This is a genomic window from Kitasatospora sp. NPDC056273, from assembly GCF_042268845.1.
Classification (GTDB): Bacteria; Actinomycetota; Actinomycetes; order Streptomycetales; family Streptomycetaceae; genus Kitasatospora.
The window spans coordinates 1-15,036 of the sequence record NZ_JBHJSJ010000102.1; the positions used below are offsets into that span (position 1 = coordinate 1).

General features: G+C 74.1%; 14 protein-coding genes. 11 read left to right on the forward strand and 3 right to left on the reverse strand.

Annotated elements, in window-relative coordinates; translation table 11 throughout:
* A partial coding sequence (locus ACFCY1_RS40615) for an amino acid adenylation domain-containing protein (protein WP_375877749.1) occupies nucleotides 1-1,862 on the reverse strand: 1,862 nt, incomplete at its 3' end.
* 279 nt (nucleotides 1,863-2,141) lie between these two features.
* Between ACFCY1_RS40615 and ACFCY1_RS40620 the strand changes: the two genes are divergently transcribed.
* The 7 genes from ACFCY1_RS40620 (at nucleotide 2,142) to ACFCY1_RS40650 (ending at nucleotide 9,419) form a co-directional block, all read left to right on the forward strand.
* Complete coding sequence (locus tag ACFCY1_RS40620; protein ID WP_375877750.1) at nucleotides 2,142-2,840, forward strand: GNAT family N-acetyltransferase; 699 nt, start codon at nucleotides 2,142-2,144, stop codon at nucleotides 2,838-2,840.
* Nucleotides 2,841-3,123: 283 nt separating this feature from the next.
* Complete coding sequence (locus ACFCY1_RS40625; RefSeq protein WP_049656207.1) at nucleotides 3,124-4,386, forward strand: MurT ligase domain-containing protein; 1,263 nt, start codon at nucleotides 3,124-3,126, stop codon at nucleotides 4,384-4,386.
* A 46-nt stretch (nucleotides 4,387-4,432) separates the two neighbouring features.
* Nucleotides 4,433-5,161 (forward strand): type 1 glutamine amidotransferase, encoded by a 729-nt coding sequence (locus ACFCY1_RS40630; protein WP_074004546.1) that lies wholly within the window; start codon nucleotides 4,433-4,435, stop codon nucleotides 5,159-5,161.
* A 351-nt stretch (nucleotides 5,162-5,512) separates the two neighbouring features.
* A complete protein-coding gene (locus ACFCY1_RS40635; RefSeq protein WP_074004545.1) occupies nucleotides 5,513-6,538 on the forward strand; it encodes a 6-phosphofructokinase in 1,026 nt (341 codons plus the stop codon).
* 141 nt (nucleotides 6,539-6,679) lie between these two features.
* Complete coding sequence (locus tag ACFCY1_RS40640) at nucleotides 6,680-7,675, forward strand: 2-hydroxyacid dehydrogenase (protein ID WP_375877751.1); 996 nt, start codon at nucleotides 6,680-6,682, stop codon at nucleotides 7,673-7,675.
* A gap of 59 nt (nucleotides 7,676-7,734) precedes the next feature.
* On the forward strand, nucleotides 7,735-8,370 hold the full coding sequence (locus ACFCY1_RS40645) for an RNA polymerase sigma factor (RefSeq protein ID WP_375877752.1): 636 nt from the start codon (nucleotides 7,735-7,737) through the stop codon (nucleotides 8,368-8,370).
* Nucleotides 8,367-9,419, forward strand: coding sequence for a CU044_5270 family protein (locus ACFCY1_RS40650; RefSeq protein ID WP_117492255.1), 1,053 nt, complete (start codon nucleotides 8,367-8,369; stop codon nucleotides 9,417-9,419). The genes ACFCY1_RS40645 and ACFCY1_RS40650 overlap by 4 nt, the downstream gene beginning before the upstream one ends.
* 64 nt (nucleotides 9,420-9,483) lie before the next feature.
* On the opposite strand, the gene ACFCY1_RS40655 is transcribed toward ACFCY1_RS40650, so the two are convergent.
* Nucleotides 9,484-10,110 (reverse strand): TetR family transcriptional regulator, encoded by a 627-nt coding sequence (locus ACFCY1_RS40655; protein ID WP_375877753.1) that lies wholly within the window; start codon nucleotides 10,108-10,110, stop codon nucleotides 9,484-9,486.
* A gap of 207 nt (nucleotides 10,111-10,317) precedes the next feature.
* Here ACFCY1_RS40655 and ACFCY1_RS40660 point away from each other — a divergent pair, with 207 nt between their 5' ends.
* Nucleotides 10,318-11,151, forward strand: a complete 834-nt coding sequence (locus ACFCY1_RS40660; protein ID WP_375877754.1) for an SDR family NAD(P)-dependent oxidoreductase — start codon at nucleotides 10,318-10,320, stop codon at nucleotides 11,149-11,151.
* A gap of 49 nt (nucleotides 11,152-11,200) precedes the next feature.
* Here ACFCY1_RS40660 and ACFCY1_RS40665 read toward each other — a convergent pair whose 3' ends face one another.
* Nucleotides 11,201-12,160 carry an NAD-dependent epimerase/dehydratase family protein gene (locus ACFCY1_RS40665; protein WP_375877755.1) on the reverse strand — a complete coding sequence of 320 codons (960 nt, stop codon included), beginning with the start codon at nucleotides 12,158-12,160 and terminating at the stop codon, nucleotides 11,201-11,203.
* A gap of 246 nt (nucleotides 12,161-12,406) precedes the next feature.
* Here ACFCY1_RS40665 and ACFCY1_RS40670 point away from each other — a divergent pair, with 246 nt between their 5' ends.
* From ACFCY1_RS40670 to ACFCY1_RS40680, 3 genes are all read left to right on the forward strand, one after another.
* Nucleotides 12,407-13,423 carry a cytochrome c oxidase assembly protein gene (locus tag ACFCY1_RS40670; protein WP_082346077.1) on the forward strand — a complete coding sequence of 339 codons (1,017 nt, stop codon included), beginning with the start codon at nucleotides 12,407-12,409 and terminating at the stop codon, nucleotides 13,421-13,423.
* Nucleotides 13,424-13,558: 135 nt separating this feature from the next.
* A complete protein-coding gene (locus tag ACFCY1_RS40675; RefSeq protein WP_117492263.1) occupies nucleotides 13,559-14,206 on the forward strand; it encodes a YdcF family protein in 648 nt (215 codons plus the stop codon).
* A 116-nt stretch (nucleotides 14,207-14,322) separates the two neighbouring features.
* The gene (locus ACFCY1_RS40680) at nucleotides 14,323-14,994 is read left to right on the forward strand and encodes a hypothetical protein (RefSeq protein ID WP_375877757.1); all 672 of its coding nucleotides are present in this window, start codon (nucleotides 14,323-14,325) and stop codon (nucleotides 14,992-14,994) included.
* The last annotated feature ends 42 nt before the right edge of the window (nucleotides 14,995-15,036 follow it).

The window sequence follows — 15,036 nt, forward strand, 5'->3', positions numbered from 1 at the left end:
GAGGGAGCCACTGCGGAGCATTGGCGACCGACGACAACGCGGCGAGGTGCGTGCCCCGGCGTCGCCCCGCAGACGCGAGTTCGAAGACAGGCCCTATGGGCGAGCAGCGCGGTGAGGTCGTCCCGGGTGACCGCGCCGCCGTCGTAGAAGCGGTAGCTCTTGCGGGCGAAGGCCTCCCGGCGCTGGGCGTCGGTCTCCTTCCGGCCGGGCAGCCCGACCCGCTCGCGGCCCGCCAGCCGGGCCCGGTCGCGCAGGCCCGGGTCGGACAGCTGGGCCTTGACCTGGAGCTTGCTGGCCTTGGACTGGTGGTGGCCGCCGTGGCTGCCCTGGTCCATCAGGGCGGCCTCGCGCGGGTTGAGCTCGACACAGGCGACCAGGTTCGGGTGCCCGGTGCGGTCGTCCCCGGTGACGACCGCGGCCGAGCGACGCACCCAGGTGTGCTCCTCGATCGCGCGGGCGATCTCGTCCAGCTCGACCCGGTACCCGCGCAGCTTGACCTGGTTGTCCACCCGGCCGGCGAACTGGAGGGTGCCGTCCGGGTTCCACCGCACCAGGTCGCCGGTGCGGTACAGCCGCTCGCCGGGGGCGAACGGGGAGCGGACGAACCGCTCCGCGGTCAGCTCCGGCCGGTTCAGGTAGCCGCGGGCCAGCTGGACGCCGCCGATGTACAGCTCGCCGACGCCGTCGGCGGCGACCGGCCGCAGCTCCTCGTCGAGGACGTGGCACTGGGTGTCGGCCACCGGTCGGCCGATCGGCACCGAGCCGGCGCCGTCGGCCGGATCGGCCGGGTCGACCAGGTGCCAGGTGGCGTTGATGGTGCACTCGGTCGGGCCGTACAGGTTGACCAGCGCGGCCTCCGGGAGGGCGCGGCCCAGGTCGCGGGCGAGCCGCCGGGAGAGCGCCTCACCGCCGGAGAACACCCGGGTCAGGCCGGTGCAGTCGGCGAAGCCCTCGGTGTCCAGCAGCGCCCGGAGCAGGGTGGGCACGCACTGGAGCGCGGTCACCCCGTGCCGCCGGACGGCGGCGACCAGCGCCTCCGGGTCCCGGTAGAGGCCGGGCGTGCCGGCCGCCACCCGGGCGCCGACGGCCGGGGCGAGGATCTCCCACTGCGCGGCGTCGAAGCTCATCGGGGTCTTCTGCAGCACGGTGGTCCCGGGGGCGAGGTGCCCGGCGGAGTGCATCCAGCGCAGCTGGGAGACCACCGAGCGGTGCTCGATCATGACGCCCTTGGGGCGGCCGGTGCTGCCCGAGGTGTAGATCACATAGGCCAGCGACTCCGGCTCGGCGGCCGCCTCGGGCGCTTCCTCGTGTGCCTCCTCCGCCGCCGCCTCCGGCAGCGGAGCGGCGTCCTCGCAGGCCTCGAAGGTGACGACCGCGGTCCCGGCCGGGACCAGCGCGGCCAGCCGCTCGCGCAGGTGCGCCTGGGTCAGCACGATCCGGGTGCCGCTGTCCTCGACCATGTAGCGGATCCGGTCCTCGGGGTACTCCGGCGACAGCGGCAGGTAGCCGGCCCCGGCGTACAGCACGCCCCAGGCCCCGGCGACCAGCTCGACGGAGGGCTCGACGTACAGGCCGACGCAGCCGTCCGGGACGGCGCCCAGGCGGCGCAGCAGCGCGGCCAGCCGGCGGGCCGTCCCGGCCAGCTCCTGGAAGGTGAGGCCGCCGCCCTCGCCGAGGACGGCCGGCGCGCCGGGCCGGGTCTGCGCCTGCCGGTCGAGCAGCCCGGTGAGCGCGGTGCCGACCGGGGCCCGGCGGGCGCGCGGGACGGCGGGGGCGCCGGTGGTGGCGGCGGTCTCGGTGGTGCCAATGGTGCCGGTGGTGGCGGTGGTGTCGGTGGTGGGGACGGACGGGGTGTCGCGCATGGAAACGGCCTTCGGTGCGTGGACGTACGGGTGTGGCCGTACGGGGCGTGGCCTCCTGCTCACCAGGAGCACCGGGGAACGCCATCCACCGTCGGCCGCCCGCTGTCCCACCCGCCTGAGGCACCGGTCGCGACCTGCGCCGATGCCGTCCCGGCCACCCGTGCCGCCGTCCCGGGCGGGGGCCCGCCCTGTCCCACCCCGCCCGGCCGCGCACCCGGGCATTCGCCCGTTCACGATCACGTAACCGAACGGAAGCGCACCGTCGGTAGCGTCGGCGGCATGAAGGCATCACGCACTCGCCCCGAACGGCTCTGGCACCGGCCCTTCCGCAGGTCCGACCGCAGGTGCGCGGCGCCCGAGGGCCAGGCCACCCGGCCGCCCGCGCTCACCGGCGGCCCGTACCGGACCGTGCGGCCGCACCCGCCCGCCGTCCGCGCCGCCGGTCCGGCGCCGGAGGCCCCGTCCCGACTGTCCCTGCCGGATGGGACCGGGCTGCTGCTGCGCCCGGCCGGGCCGGCCGACCGGGCGGCGGCGCTGGCGATGCACGGGCGCTGCTCCCCCGCCGCGCTGCGGCTGCGCTACCACGGCCCGGTCCGCGACGCCGGCCGCTACCTGGACCACCTGCTGGACCCGCGGCACGGCCGCAGCTACGCGGTGGCCGCCCCGGACGGGCGGATCCTCGCGCTCGGGCACCTGATGTGGGACGACGGCGAGGCCGAGCTGGCCGTCCTGGTCGAGGACGACTGGCAGCGGCACGGGCTGGGCGCGGCGCTGCTGCGGCGGCTGTCGGCGACGGCCCGGGCGGCCGGCGTCCGCACGGTGTACGCGGTGACCCAGGGCGGCAACACCGGGCTGATCGCCGCGATGCGACGGCTGGACGCGCCGCTGGACTTCCGGGCCGAGGACGGCACCCTGGTGATCACCGCCACGCTGGCCGCCGGGGATCCGGCCGGCTGCGCCCACCATCCGGGACGCTGATCATTTCTTCACCAGATCCTTACCCGGCCAGGTCGGGAACCCGACGGTGGTCGTCGAGCGTCGTCAAAGCAGTAGGGGTTCGGAGCCGAACCCTTGGGGCTGCTCCGTACACCGCTCTCCCCGACAGGCCGTCAGCAGCACCCGCGAGCGCGTCGCAGCAGGCGGCACGGGGTCCGGATCGTCCGGTCGGGCGACGGAGTCGGTAGGCTGACCCCCGTCCCCGCCGCCCGACGGCCCGTTATTCGGCCACGGGTGGTGCCGCAGCAAGGAGGAACCACTGAGCATGGCAGGCACCGAATCGGAGCCCACAGGCGCACGCGACGCCTCGCTGCCGGCCCGCGCCAAGATCGCGGTCACCGCCGGCCGGGTCGCCGCCGCCGTGTCGCGCAAGGCCGGGCGCGGGAGCGGCTCGGTGATCGGCGGCAAGGTCGCCCTCAAGCTCGACCCCGACCTGCTCGCCACCCTCGCCGAGAACCTCGACGTCGTCCTGGTCAGCGCGACCAACGGCAAGACCACCACCACCCGCCTGATCGCCGAGGCGCTGCGCGCCGCCGGTCCGGTGGTCTCCAACGCCCTGGGCGCCAACATGCCCGCCGGCATCACCTCCGCCCTGGCCGGCGGCAACGACGCCCGCTTCGGCGTGATCGAGGTCGACGAGAAGTACCTGGCGATGGTCGCCCGCGACACCCGCCCCAAGGCGATCGCCCTGCTCAACCTCTCCCGCGACCAGCTCGACCGCGCCGCCGAGACCCGGATGATGGCCGAGAAGTGGCGCGAGGGCCTCCAGAACACCGAGGCCGTGGTCATCGCCAACGCCGACGACCCGCTGGTGACCTGGGCCGCCTCCTCCTGCAAGAAGGTGGTCTGGGTGGCCGCCGGACAGGCCTGGAAGGAGGACGCCTGGTCCTGCCCCGCCTGCGGCGGTGTGATGCAGCGCCCCGGCGACGACTGGTTCTGCCAGGACTGCGGCTTCCGCCGGCCCAACCCGCACTGGGCGCTCCAGGGCACCCACGTGATCGACCCGCAGCGCGGCGCCTGGCCGATCCAGCTCCAGCTGCCGGGCCGGGCCAACCTGGCCAACGCCACCAGCTCGGCCGCCGTCGCCGCCGTGTTCGGCGTCGCCCCGCAGGTCGCCCTGGAGCGGATGCGCTCGGTGGCCGCCGTGGCCGGCCGCTACGACGTGGTCCAGTACCAGGGCCGGGACATCCGCCTGCTGCTGGCCAAGAACCCGGCCGGCTGGCTGGAGACCTTCTCGCTGATCGACGGCCCGCCCGCTCCGGTGATCCTCTCCGTCAACGCCCTCGACGCCGACGGCACCGACACCTCCTGGCTGTGGGACGTCGACTACGAGCGCCTCGCCGGGCACCCGGTCTTCGTGATGGGCCAGCGCAAGCTGGACCTGGCCGTCCGCCTGGAGGTCGCCGGACTCCAGTTCCACGTGGTCGACACGCTGGAGCAGGCCGTCCGGATGGCCCCGCCCGGCCGGATCGAGGCCATCGCCAACTACACCGCCTTCCAGCAGCTGCGGAAGGTCGTGGCCGGCTGATGCCGCGCCCGCACACCAGTCTTTACGTGACGGAAGGCCTTCGAGGATGAGTGAGAGCAGCCTGCGCGTGGTCTGGGTCTACCCGGACCTGCTCAGCACCTACGGCGACCGGGGCAACGCCCTGGTCGTGGAGCGCCGGGCCCGCCAGCGCCACCTCAACGTGACCCGGATCGACGTCCGCTCCGACCAGGCGATCCCCACCAGCGGCGACATCTACCTGATCGGCGGCGGCGAGGACCGCCCGCAGCGCCTGGCCGCCGAGCGGCTGCGCGCCGACAGCGGCCTGGTGCGGGCCGCCGAGAACGGCGCGATCATCTTCGGCGTCTGCGCCGGCTTCCAGATCATGGGCCACGAGTTCATCAACGACCTCGGCGAGCGCGAGCCGGGCCTGGGCCTGCTCGACGTCTGGACCACCCGCGGCGAGGGCGCCCGCTGCGTCGGCGACGTGCTCGCCGACGTCGACCCCCGGCTCGGCCTGCCGCAGCTGACCGGCTTCGAGAACCACCAGGGCGTCACCCATCTCGGCCAGGGCGTGCAGCCCTTCGCCACCGTCAGCGTCGGCCGGGGCAACGGCACCGGTGACGGCACCGAGGGCGCCTGGCGGGACACCGTGTTCGGCACCTACCTGCACGGCCCGGTGCTGGCCCGCAACCCCGCCGTGGCCGACATGCTGCTCAAGCTGGCGCTGGACGTCGCCGCGCTGCCGCCGGCCGACACCACCTGGTACGACGCGCTGCGCGCCGAGCGCATCGCGGCCGCGACGCGTCCCCAGTAGTACATCCGTACGCCCCGGCCGGGTGCCCGCCATGCGGTCACCCGGTCCGCGGGCGGCCCCGGACGTACCACAATGGGGCTGCCTACTGCACACCCTCCTCGGCAGCAGGCTGCAATTCCGCGCGGGGGCGCCGACGGCGCCGCTCCCGCGTCGGCTCCTGCCCGGCCGGACCAGGGGCCGTATGCTCGACTTCGCGGCCGTTTTCGGGCGTTCTGTCCGGATCGGCCGGTCCTTCACCCCGCGGCCACCTCCCTGCCACCACGGCGAGGGAGCGCCCCGTTACGGTGACGGCTCGTCGTCCCAGCCTGTAGTCCGGCCGTTCCTCGGTTCTGCTCGGGAGTTGCAAAGCTAATGCGTATCGGAGTGCTGACCAGCGGCGGTGACTGCCCCGGCCTGAACGCGGTGATCCGCTCCGTGGTCCACCGGGGGGTGGTCGACCACGGCGACGAGATCATCGGGTTCGAGGACGGGTGGCGCGGTTTCCTTGAGGGCCACCACCGCCCCCTGACCCTGGACTCGGTGAGCGGCATCCTGGCCCAGGGCGGCACCATCCTCGGTTCCTCCCGGGTCCAGCCGAGCCACCTGCGGGACGGCGTCGAACGGGCCAAGAAGTACTGCGCCGACCTCGGCCTGGACGCGGTCATCCCGATCGGCGGCGAGGGCACCCTGAAGGCCGCCAAGCTGATGAGCGACGCGGGCCTGCCGATCGTCGGCGTGCCCAAGACCATCGACAACGACATCGCCGCCACCGACGTGACCTTCGGCTTCGACACCGCCGTCTCGGTCGCCACCGAGGCGCTGGACCGGCTGAAGACCACCGCCGAGTCCCACCAGCGCGTCATGGTCGTCGAGGTCATGGGCCGGCACACCGGCTGGATCGCGCTGAACGCGGGCATGGCCGCCGGCGCGCACGCCATCGTCGTCCCGGAGCGCCCGTTCCACATCGACAAGCTCACCGAGGTCGTCCGCGAGCGCTTCGACCGCCAGAAGAAGTTCGCCATCGTGGTCTGCGCCGAGGGCGCCAAGCCCGAGCCCGGCACCATGCACTGGGAGGAGGGCACCAAGGACATCTACGGCCACGAGCGGTTCACCGGCATCGCCACCCAGCTCTCCCGCGAGCTGGAGCACCGCCTCGGCAAGGAGGCCCGCCCGGTGATCCTCGGCCACACCCAGCGCGGCGGCACCCCGACCGCCTACGACCGGGTGCTCGCCACCCGCTTCGGCTGGCACGCCGTCGAGGCCGTCCACAAGGGCGCCTTCGGGCACATCACCGCGCTGCAGGGCACCAACATCAACCTGGTGCCGCTGGCCGAGGCGGTCGCCGAGCTGAAGACCGTGCCGCAGGACCGCTACCTGGAGGCCGAGACGGTCCTCTGACCGCCCCCTGCCCTCCCCGGAGGCCCCCGGCCCGCCCCGCGCAGCCCGGGGGCCTCCGTACGTCCCAGGCCTCCGTACGTCCCAGGGGCGCTTGCCGCACCCGGCGGGCGTGCGGCGGCCCCCGCCGTTAGCGTGTCCGGCATGGAGATCCTCGCCTACGGAGTGCAGGCCGACGAGCGGCCACTGCTGGAGCAGGCCTTCGCCGGCCGCCACGGGCTGCGCTGCCTCGACGTGTTCCTCAACCGCGACACCGCCCCGCTGGCCGCCGGCTACCCGGCCGTCAGCAGCAGCGTCAACGCCGTCCTGGACGCCGAGACCCTCGCCGTCCTCGCCGCTGGCGGCACCGAGCTGATCGCCCAGCGCTCCACCGGCTTCAACAACATCGACCTCGACGCGGCCGCCGAGCTCGGCCTCACCGTCGCCCGGGTCTCCCACTACAGCCCGTACTCCGTGGCCGAACACGCCTGGACCCTCGCGCTGGCCGTCAACCGCCGCCTCACCCGCGCCGCGAGCCGATCCCGCGAGTTCGACTTCCGCCTCGACGGGCTCCTCGGCCGCGACATCCACGGCATGACCGTCGGCGTCATCGGCACCGGCAAGATCGGCGAGTGCTTCGCCCGCATCGCCGCCGGCTTCGGCACCGAACTCCTCGGCTGGGACATCGCGCGGAACCCGGCCTGCCTCGACCTCGGCATGCACTACACCGAACTGCCCGAACTCCTCTCCCGCGCCGACCTGGTGAGCCTCCACGTCCCCCTCCTCCCGGCCACCCACCACCTCATCGACGGCGCCGCCCTCGCCCGCATGAAGGACGACGCCATCCTCATCAACTCCAGCCGCGGCGGCCTCGTCGACAGCGCCGCCCTGGTCGAGACCCTGCGCGCCGGCCGCCTCTCCGGCGTCGGCCTCGACGTCTACGAGGAGGAGACCGGCGTCTTCTTCACCGACCGCTCCATCGAGGGCATCACCGACGACACCCTCGCCCGCCTCGTCACCTTCCCCCAGGTCCTCGTCACCAGCCACCAGGCCTACTTCACCCGCACCGCCGTCGGCCAGATCATCGACGCCACCGCCAGCAACATCGACGACCACGCCGCCGGCCGCCGCAACGAGAACACCCTGGTCCCCAGGAACTGACACCGCGGATGGTGACCCGGGTCACGGGAACCGGTCCTCCCACCCGGACAAGGCATGACGTGAACCATCCACACTCCCGGCTCCGGGCCGGGAACCCCGAAGCGTTCCGCGACCTCTTCCGGGACCACGCCTCCCTGGTGTACCGCCACGCCGTGCGCGTGACCGGGAACTGGGCACTCGCCGAGGACGTGGTCTCGCTGACCTTCCTCGAGGCCTGGCGCCTGCGCGGGAAACTCCGCGACGAGGGCGACAGTCCACGCCCCTGGCTCATGGGCATCGCCGTCAACGTGCTGCGCAACACGACGCGCGCCGCCCGCCGCCACAGCGCGGCCCTGGCCCGCATGCCCGCGACCGACCCGGTCCCCGACTTCGCCGACGAACTCGTCGGCCGCATCGCCGACTCCGAGCAACTCGCCGCCGCCCACAAGGCCTTGGGGCGCCTGCGGCGCTCGGAACGCGAGGTCTTCGCGCTCTGCGTCTGGTCCGGGATCGGCTACGCGGAGGCGGCGGCCACCCTCGGCATACCCGTCGGCACCGTACGCTCGCGCCTCTCCCGCGCCCGCACCCGACTGCGCAGACTCGCGGCCGAGGAACTGCGCGCCGCGCAGCAGAACACGGAACCGCTCCCGATCCCCGGACAAGTACAGGGCAGCCGCAGCACCGCGGCCCGGCCGCACAAGGAGACGCACCGATGATCCGCAACTCGCGGCGGCACACCGAACCGCTCGACCACGCGGAACTGGCCCGTCTACTGCCGGCGCCGGCCGATCCCCGCCTGGCGGCCGACCGCCAGGACCTGCTCGAGGAGCACCTGATGAGCGAGATCCACCGGCCCGACCAGGCCGCCCCCGCGGCCGCCCCGGTACGGCGCCCGCTGCGCCGCACCGTCCTCTTCGCGGCGCCGGTCGCTGCGGCCGCGGCCCTCGCCGTGGTCGTCTCCCTGAACACCCCGGCCGACACCGTCGGCTCCCCACGGCTGGTCAGGGCACCCGTCGTGCGGATCGAGGAGGGGAGCACCGTCCAGCTCGCCTCGACGGTCCACGCGATCGCCGCCGCCGCGACGGCGCGCACCACGCCCCAGCCCGGACCGGGCCAGTTCGTCTACGTCAAGAGCCAGGTCTCCTTCATGGCCACCCGTCACAACGTGGACACCGGGGAGTCCGCCACCTGGGTCCAGCCGCTCCACGACCGCGAGGTGTGGAAGTCCCCCGACGGCACCAAGGGCTGGCTGGACGAGCCGGGCTACCAGTCGAAGGGCGGCATCACGCTGGACACCAAGGAGCCCCGCGAGCAGCTGACCTACCAGTGGCTCGCGGCCCAGCCCGCCGACCCCGACGCGCTGCTGAAGTCCGTCTACTCGACGGTGAGCGGCGACCGGGACCACGACCAGCAGGCGTTCAACGAGATCGGCTCCATCATCCGCGAGCAGCTCGTCCCCTCCGCCCTCGCCGCCGCGCTCTACGAGGCCGCCGGCAAGATCCCGGGCGTGGTGGTGGTCGAGCACGCGCAGGACGTCTCCGGCCGCGACGGGATCGCGTTGGCGCGGCTCGACCCCCAGACCGGCGAGCGATCGGAGTGGATCTTCGATCGGGAGAGCCACCAGTACCTCGGCAGCCGTGGCGTGCAGGTCCGGGAGGAGTACGGCATCAAGCCCGGCACCGTCGTGGAGCGCACGACCATCGTCACCCGGGCCGTCGTCGACGCGAAGAACCAGCGCCCCGGCGCCGGGCAGGCCACGGCCTGACGGTCCCACGCCCGATGGGGGCCGCCGGCCGCCGCAACGGGATCACCCCGGCACCGGCGGCCCCTCAACGATCGGGCCCACCTCGTCGGTCATCGGCGGAGCCGCCCCCGCCGAGCAGGGCGGCGGCCACCTGGTCGAAGTACGGTGTCACCTCGGGCAGGGTCGCGGCGGCGAGCACGTCGCTGCGCACCACGGTCCGCACCACGCTGATGCCCAGCAGCCAGGCGCTGAACAGCTCCGCCCGCAGATCCGCGTCCGGCCCGTCGACCAGGGCGCGCAGGCCCGCGATGTAGGTGTCGCACACCTGGTCGTGCAGCTGACCGCGGATCGTCTCGTCGCCGGCCGACCGCAGCATGGCGATGAACGGGTGGTCGCCCACCGACTCCGGCCGTTCCTCGCGGAGGATCATCTCCAGTAGCCTGTAAGGGAGTTGGCCGGGCGGGCCGGCCAGCACGGCCCCGGCCTCCTGCGCGTCCTCGGCCGACGCCTCCTCGAACAGCTTCCGCTTCGAACCGAAGTACCGGAACACCAACGAGGCGTCCACGCCCACATCCTGGGCGATGCCGCGGACGTTCGCCCCGGCGTAGCCCTCGCGGCCGAAGTGGACCCGGGCGGCCGCCAGCAGGGCGGCTCTGGTGGCCTCCCGGTCGCGCTTGTGGCGCGGCGACCGGCCGCTCGACGGTGCGGTCACGGCATTCTCCCGGTGGATCGACAGGTGCTGCGGCATCAAGTCATCAGCTGTTGACATGGTATCCCGGCGCGATTAGCTTCGACCGAGTCATCAATCGATGACTTGGCGGCGCGCGTATGCGCATGCCTTCCCACAGGTCGGTTCCCGCCGCACCGGCGTTGCCCGCCGCGAGTTCTCCCGTGTTCACCGTTCCGTGGAGGTCCCAGCGTGAAAACGATTGTTGTCTCGGGTGGTACGGACGGCATCGGCAAGGCCGTTGCCCTGACGTACCTGGGGCGCGGCGACGAGGTCGTCGTCCTCGGCCGCAACGCCGAGAAGGGCGCCGAGGTGCTCGCGGAGGCCGAGCGCATCGGCGCCGGGGACCGCGCACACTTCATCGCCGCCGACCTCAGCCTGGTCAGCGAGACCCGCAGGGCCGTCGGTGAGATCCGGGACCGGTTCGCCGGGATCGACGGACTGGTCCTGTGCGCCCAGCACTTCCGCTCGTCGCGCCTGGTCACGGCCGAGGACTTCGAGCACACCTTCGCGCTGTACTACCTGAGCCGCTTCGTCCTCAGCCACGAACTGGCCGACCTGCTGGCCGCCGCACCGGCGCCCGTCGTGGTCAACGTCTGCGGCCCGGGCGTCGACTTCGGCGAGATCCGCTGGGACGACCTGGGCCGTGAGCGCGACTACAGCGGCATCGACGCCCTGATGCAGGGCAGCCGCCTCAACGACCTGCTCGGCGTCGGGTTCGCCCAGCGGCGGCCGGCCGGTCCGGTGCGGTACGTGCTGCTGAACCCGGGCAGCGTCCGCACCGGTTTCTCGGGTGAGTACGACCCGGTCATGGCCGAGCAGATCGAGGCCGCGCGGCGGAACGCCAGGCCGGTGGAGGAGGGGATCGTGCCGGTCCTGGCGGCGCTCGACGCGCCGCCCGCCGAGACCCTCTCCGCCTCCATGACGGGCGCGCCGCTGGAGCTCACCGGCCCCGCCTTCGACCCCGAGGCGGCGCGGCGCCTCCACGAGCTGACCACCGCGCTGCTCGCCGACGCGGCCTCCTGAACCGGGACCGGGAGGACCCCGGCCGCGACGCCCGCCTCCCGGCGACCCCTCAGGGCCGGCCGAGCGCCTGGCGGTACCAGGGGGCGGCCTCGGGGAGGCGGGCCAGGGGGCCGGGGCCGGGCGGGCAGGCGGCGAGGTGCCAGATCCGGTCGCTGCGGTACCAGTGGTCGCGGGCGATCAGGCCGAACTGCCGCTCGGAGACCCGGCCGGGCGCGGCGGCCAGCAGTCGGCGGCACTCCTCCCAGGGGGTGTCCGGGCCGTCCGGGGCGGGCAGCAGGCCGAGGGCGGCCAGGGCCGTGAGCAGGTCGCCGCCGCGGACCGGGTCGGGGTGCGAGGCGTGGTGGACGCCCGTCGGGGCGGCCTGCCCGTCCAGGGCGAGCGCGGTGATCAGCCGGGCCAGGTCGGCGCGGTCGACCATCGAGAGCCGGGTGCGGCCGCCCTCCCAGCGGACCGGCACCCGGCGGACCAGCTCCGCCAGCGCGGGCACCACCCAGCGGTCCCCGGTGCCGGTCACCAGTCCGGGGCGCAGCACGCACCCGCCGGCCGCCAGCGCGTGGCCCTCGCCGAGCAGCCGGGTGCGGCTGGCCTCGGACACCGGGGCGGGCGGCACCTCGTCCACCTCGATGCCCTGGTGCGGGCCCTCGCCGTAGACCGCGGCCGTGGAGAGGTGGACGATCCGTCGCACCCCGGCGCGGGTGGCGGCCGCCATCAGGGCGGCGGTGCCCCGGTCGTTGACCGCCTCGCACTCCTCGGCTCCGCCGTCGACCCGGGAGGCGAGGTGCACCAGTGCCCCGGCGCCCGTACAGAGCTCCGTGAGCGCCGCCGGGTCGGCCAGGTCGCCCGGGACCCAGGCGGGGCCCGGTACGGCCTCCTGGGGCGGTGTGCGGGCCAGGGCGCGTACCCGGACGCCGCGCGCGGCGAGGGCCGCGAGCACGCCGGAGCCGATGAAGCCGGTCGCCCCGGTCAGCGCGACCGTGGTGGGCGCCGCGGGACCGTGTTCCGTCGCCATCTCCGAGCCTCCCTGCCGAATCCCCGAGCCCTCGGACTCCGAGCCCCCGAGCCTCCCCGCCGACCGGCCGGTCAGTCTAGCCAGGAGGCGCTCCGGTGGGGAGACACCCGTACGGAGGGGGTGGGGGGATGGCCCGGGGTAAGGCCCACCTAGGCTGTATGTCAAGCAAAACGGGCGAACCGGACCCGCGTTTTGGACCACGAGGACGGAAAGCAGGACCCGCCGATGGGCGACGGAATGTCAGGAATGCACCACCACGGCGGGATGACCCAACTAGGCCCGTTCAGCTTGTCCAACGTCTGGACCTGGTCCCCCGACTGGGTGTTCCTGCTCGGCGGACTGGTCCTCCTGGGGCTGTACGCGGCGGGCGTGGTGCGGCTGTACCGGCGCGGCGACCGCTGGCCGATCGGCCGGGCGGTCGGCTGGGCGGCGGGTGTCGCCACCATGCTGCTGGTCACCTGCACCGGGCTGAACGACTACGGCATGGTGCTGTTCAGCGCGCACATGATCCAGCACATGGTGCTCTCCATGCTGACGCCGATCCTGCTGCTGCTGGGCGCCCCGATCACGCTGGCGCTGCGCGCCCTGCGCCCGGCCGGCAAGGGCCGTCCGCGCGGGCCGCGCGAGCTGCTGGTGGCGCTGCTGCACAGCCGGTACATGCGGATCGTCTCGCACGCGGCGTTCACCATCCCGATGTTCATCGCGAGCCTGTACGGGGTCTACTTCACCCCGCTGTTCGACTTCCTGATGCAGTACCGCCTCGGGCACATCTTCATGATGGTGCACTTCCTGCTCACCGGTCTGGCCTTCTTCTGGCCGATCATGGGCGTGGACCCGGGCCCGCACCGCCCGGGCCACGTGATGCGGATCATCGAGCTGTTCATGGGGATGCCGTTCCACGCCTTCTTCGGCGTGGCGGTGATGATGGCGGGCCACCCGCTGGTCACCACCTTCACCGTGGAGGGCGCACCACCGGGGACGAACCTGCTGGAGGACCAGAAGCTGGCCGGCGGCATCACCTGGGCGTTCGGCGAGATCCCGACCGCGATCGTGCTGATCGCGCTGGTCTACCAGTGGATGGGCTCCGAACAGCGGCAGGCCCGCCGCCGCGACCGCTCCGAGGAGCGCACCGGCGACGCCGAGCTGGAGGCGTACAACGCCTACCTGGCCTCGCTGCACAAGCGCGACCGGCGCCCCGGCTCGGCTCCGGCCGCCCCGGCCGCCCCGGTGGCGGGCGCCACCCCGGCGGCCGAGGCCGGCTGAGGCCGGCTGAGGCCACCCCACCACCCACCGCGGAACGATCGTTCCCGGGAACCCCCGTTCCGCTCCCGGAACGGGGGTTCCGCCGTTCCGGGACCGCCCCGGAACGGTCGTTCCGCCGCAGGCGTTCGAACGTATATGCACGTCCTGCTGTTCGTCGCCGTCCTGCTCTGCGGGTCCGTCCCGCTCTGGCTGCTCGGCTTCCTCGGCCTGGCGCTGTACCACCGCCGCCGGCCCGTGCCGGCCGGCTCCGACTACCTGGTGGTCCTGGGCGCCGCACTGGAGGGCTGCGAGCCCGGGCCCCCGCTGGCGGCCCGGCTGGACGCCGCGCTGGAACGTTTCGCCGCCGAGGAGGCCGCCGGGTACGCCCCGCTGGTCGTGGTGACCGGCGGGAAGGGCCCGCACGAGGACTGCACCGAGGCCGCCGCGATGGCCCGCTACCTGGTCGCCCGGGGCGTCCCGGCCGAGCGGATACGGCGCGAGGAGCGGGCCGTGAACACCGCCGAGAACCTGCGTTTCAGCGCCGCCCTGATGGCCGCCGAGCGCCCCGGCTACCGCTGCACGGTGGTCACCAACGGCTTCCACACCGTCCGCTCCGCCCTCGCCGCCCGCCGGGCCGGCGCCCCCGCCGCCGTGCTCGGCGCGGACGGCCCGCTGGCGCACGGCCCGTACCTCCTGCTGCGCGAGGCCGTCGGCACCGCCCTCGCCCTGTGGCGCCCGCACGGGGCCGCCCTGCTCCTGGTGGTGGCGGCGGCCGGGGCCGGGGCGCTGCTCGGACTGTCCTGAGGACGGTCCCGGGGCAGCGCGGTCCCGGAGCACAGCGGTCCCGGTGCCGGGCTCTGGATCGTGTCGCACCCCTCCGCCAGGATGGAGGCGGAACCGAGTGCGGAGGGGGCACGAGCGTGTCCAAGTGGAGCACGTTGCAGCGGGCCTGCGTCCTGGTGGCCCTGGCGGCCGCCCTGGTCGCGGCGGTGGTGGGCGGGCTGGCCGCCTGGCAGTGGGTGTTCGACGACCCGGGGTGGCTGTCCTGGCACGGGTGGGTGTTCGGGGCCGCCCTGCTGGCGGGCGCGGCGGCCTCGGGACCGTTCCTGCGGTACGAGGTCTCCCCCGGCGCGGTCGTGGGCATCGGCCTGTTCCTGCTCGTGCCGCCGCTGGTCGGCGTCCTGATGGCGGCGTCCGCCACGGACGACATCCGGAGCTGGATGCGCACCGACAAGGCGGTGACGGCCACCCTGAGCGGCTGCCACGTCTCCGGTTCGGAGACCTTGGAGAGCGACCGCGGCCCGATCGGCTCGATCGACGTCTACAGCTGCACCTACCGCTGGACGGCGGCCGGGCAGGACTGGGAGCAGGTCCGCCGCTCCCGCGACGGCGACCACCCGGACGGCCATCGGGAGCAGGTGTGGGCGGACGGTTCGACCGGCGAGGTGGCCGAGCACCGGCCGGTCAGGATCGGCATGGGCATCCTGGTCGCGCTCGCCTGTCTGGTCGGCACCGTGCTGGTGTGGGGCGGCCAGGCGCTCCTGCTGCACGAGACCGGCCTGCTCGGCCGCCGTCGGCCGGCCGGCGCCTGAGCACGGAGGAGGCCCCCGGGCTGGTCCGTACGGACCAGCCCC

Excerpts from the sequence above, each read along its gene's own strand:
- ACFCY1_RS40620 (WP_375877750.1), top strand. The coding sequence starts at position 2,142 with ATGAAGGCATCACGCACTCGCCCCGAACGGCTCTGGCACCGGCCCTTC.
- ACFCY1_RS40625 (WP_049656207.1), top strand. The coding sequence starts at position 3,124 with ATGGCAGGCACCGAATCGGAGCCCACAGGCGCACGCGACGCCTCGCTG.
- ACFCY1_RS40630 (WP_074004546.1), top strand. The coding sequence starts at position 4,433 with ATGAGTGAGAGCAGCCTGCGCGTGGTCTGGGTCTACCCGGACCTGCTC.
- ACFCY1_RS40635 (WP_074004545.1), top strand. The coding sequence starts at position 5,513 with ATGCGTATCGGAGTGCTGACCAGCGGCGGTGACTGCCCCGGCCTGAAC.
- ACFCY1_RS40640 (WP_375877751.1), top strand. The coding sequence starts at position 6,680 with ATGGAGATCCTCGCCTACGGAGTGCAGGCCGACGAGCGGCCACTGCTG.
- ACFCY1_RS40650 (WP_117492255.1), top strand. The coding sequence starts at position 8,367 with ATGATCCGCAACTCGCGGCGGCACACCGAACCGCTCGACCACGCGGAA.
- ACFCY1_RS40665 (WP_375877755.1), bottom strand. The coding sequence starts at position 12,160 with ATGGCGACGGAACACGGTCCCGCGGCGCCCACCACGGTCGCGCTGACC.
- ACFCY1_RS40670 (WP_082346077.1), top strand. The coding sequence starts at position 12,407 with ATGCACCACCACGGCGGGATGACCCAACTAGGCCCGTTCAGCTTGTCC.
- ACFCY1_RS40675 (WP_117492263.1), top strand. The coding sequence starts at position 13,559 with ATGCACGTCCTGCTGTTCGTCGCCGTCCTGCTCTGCGGGTCCGTCCCG.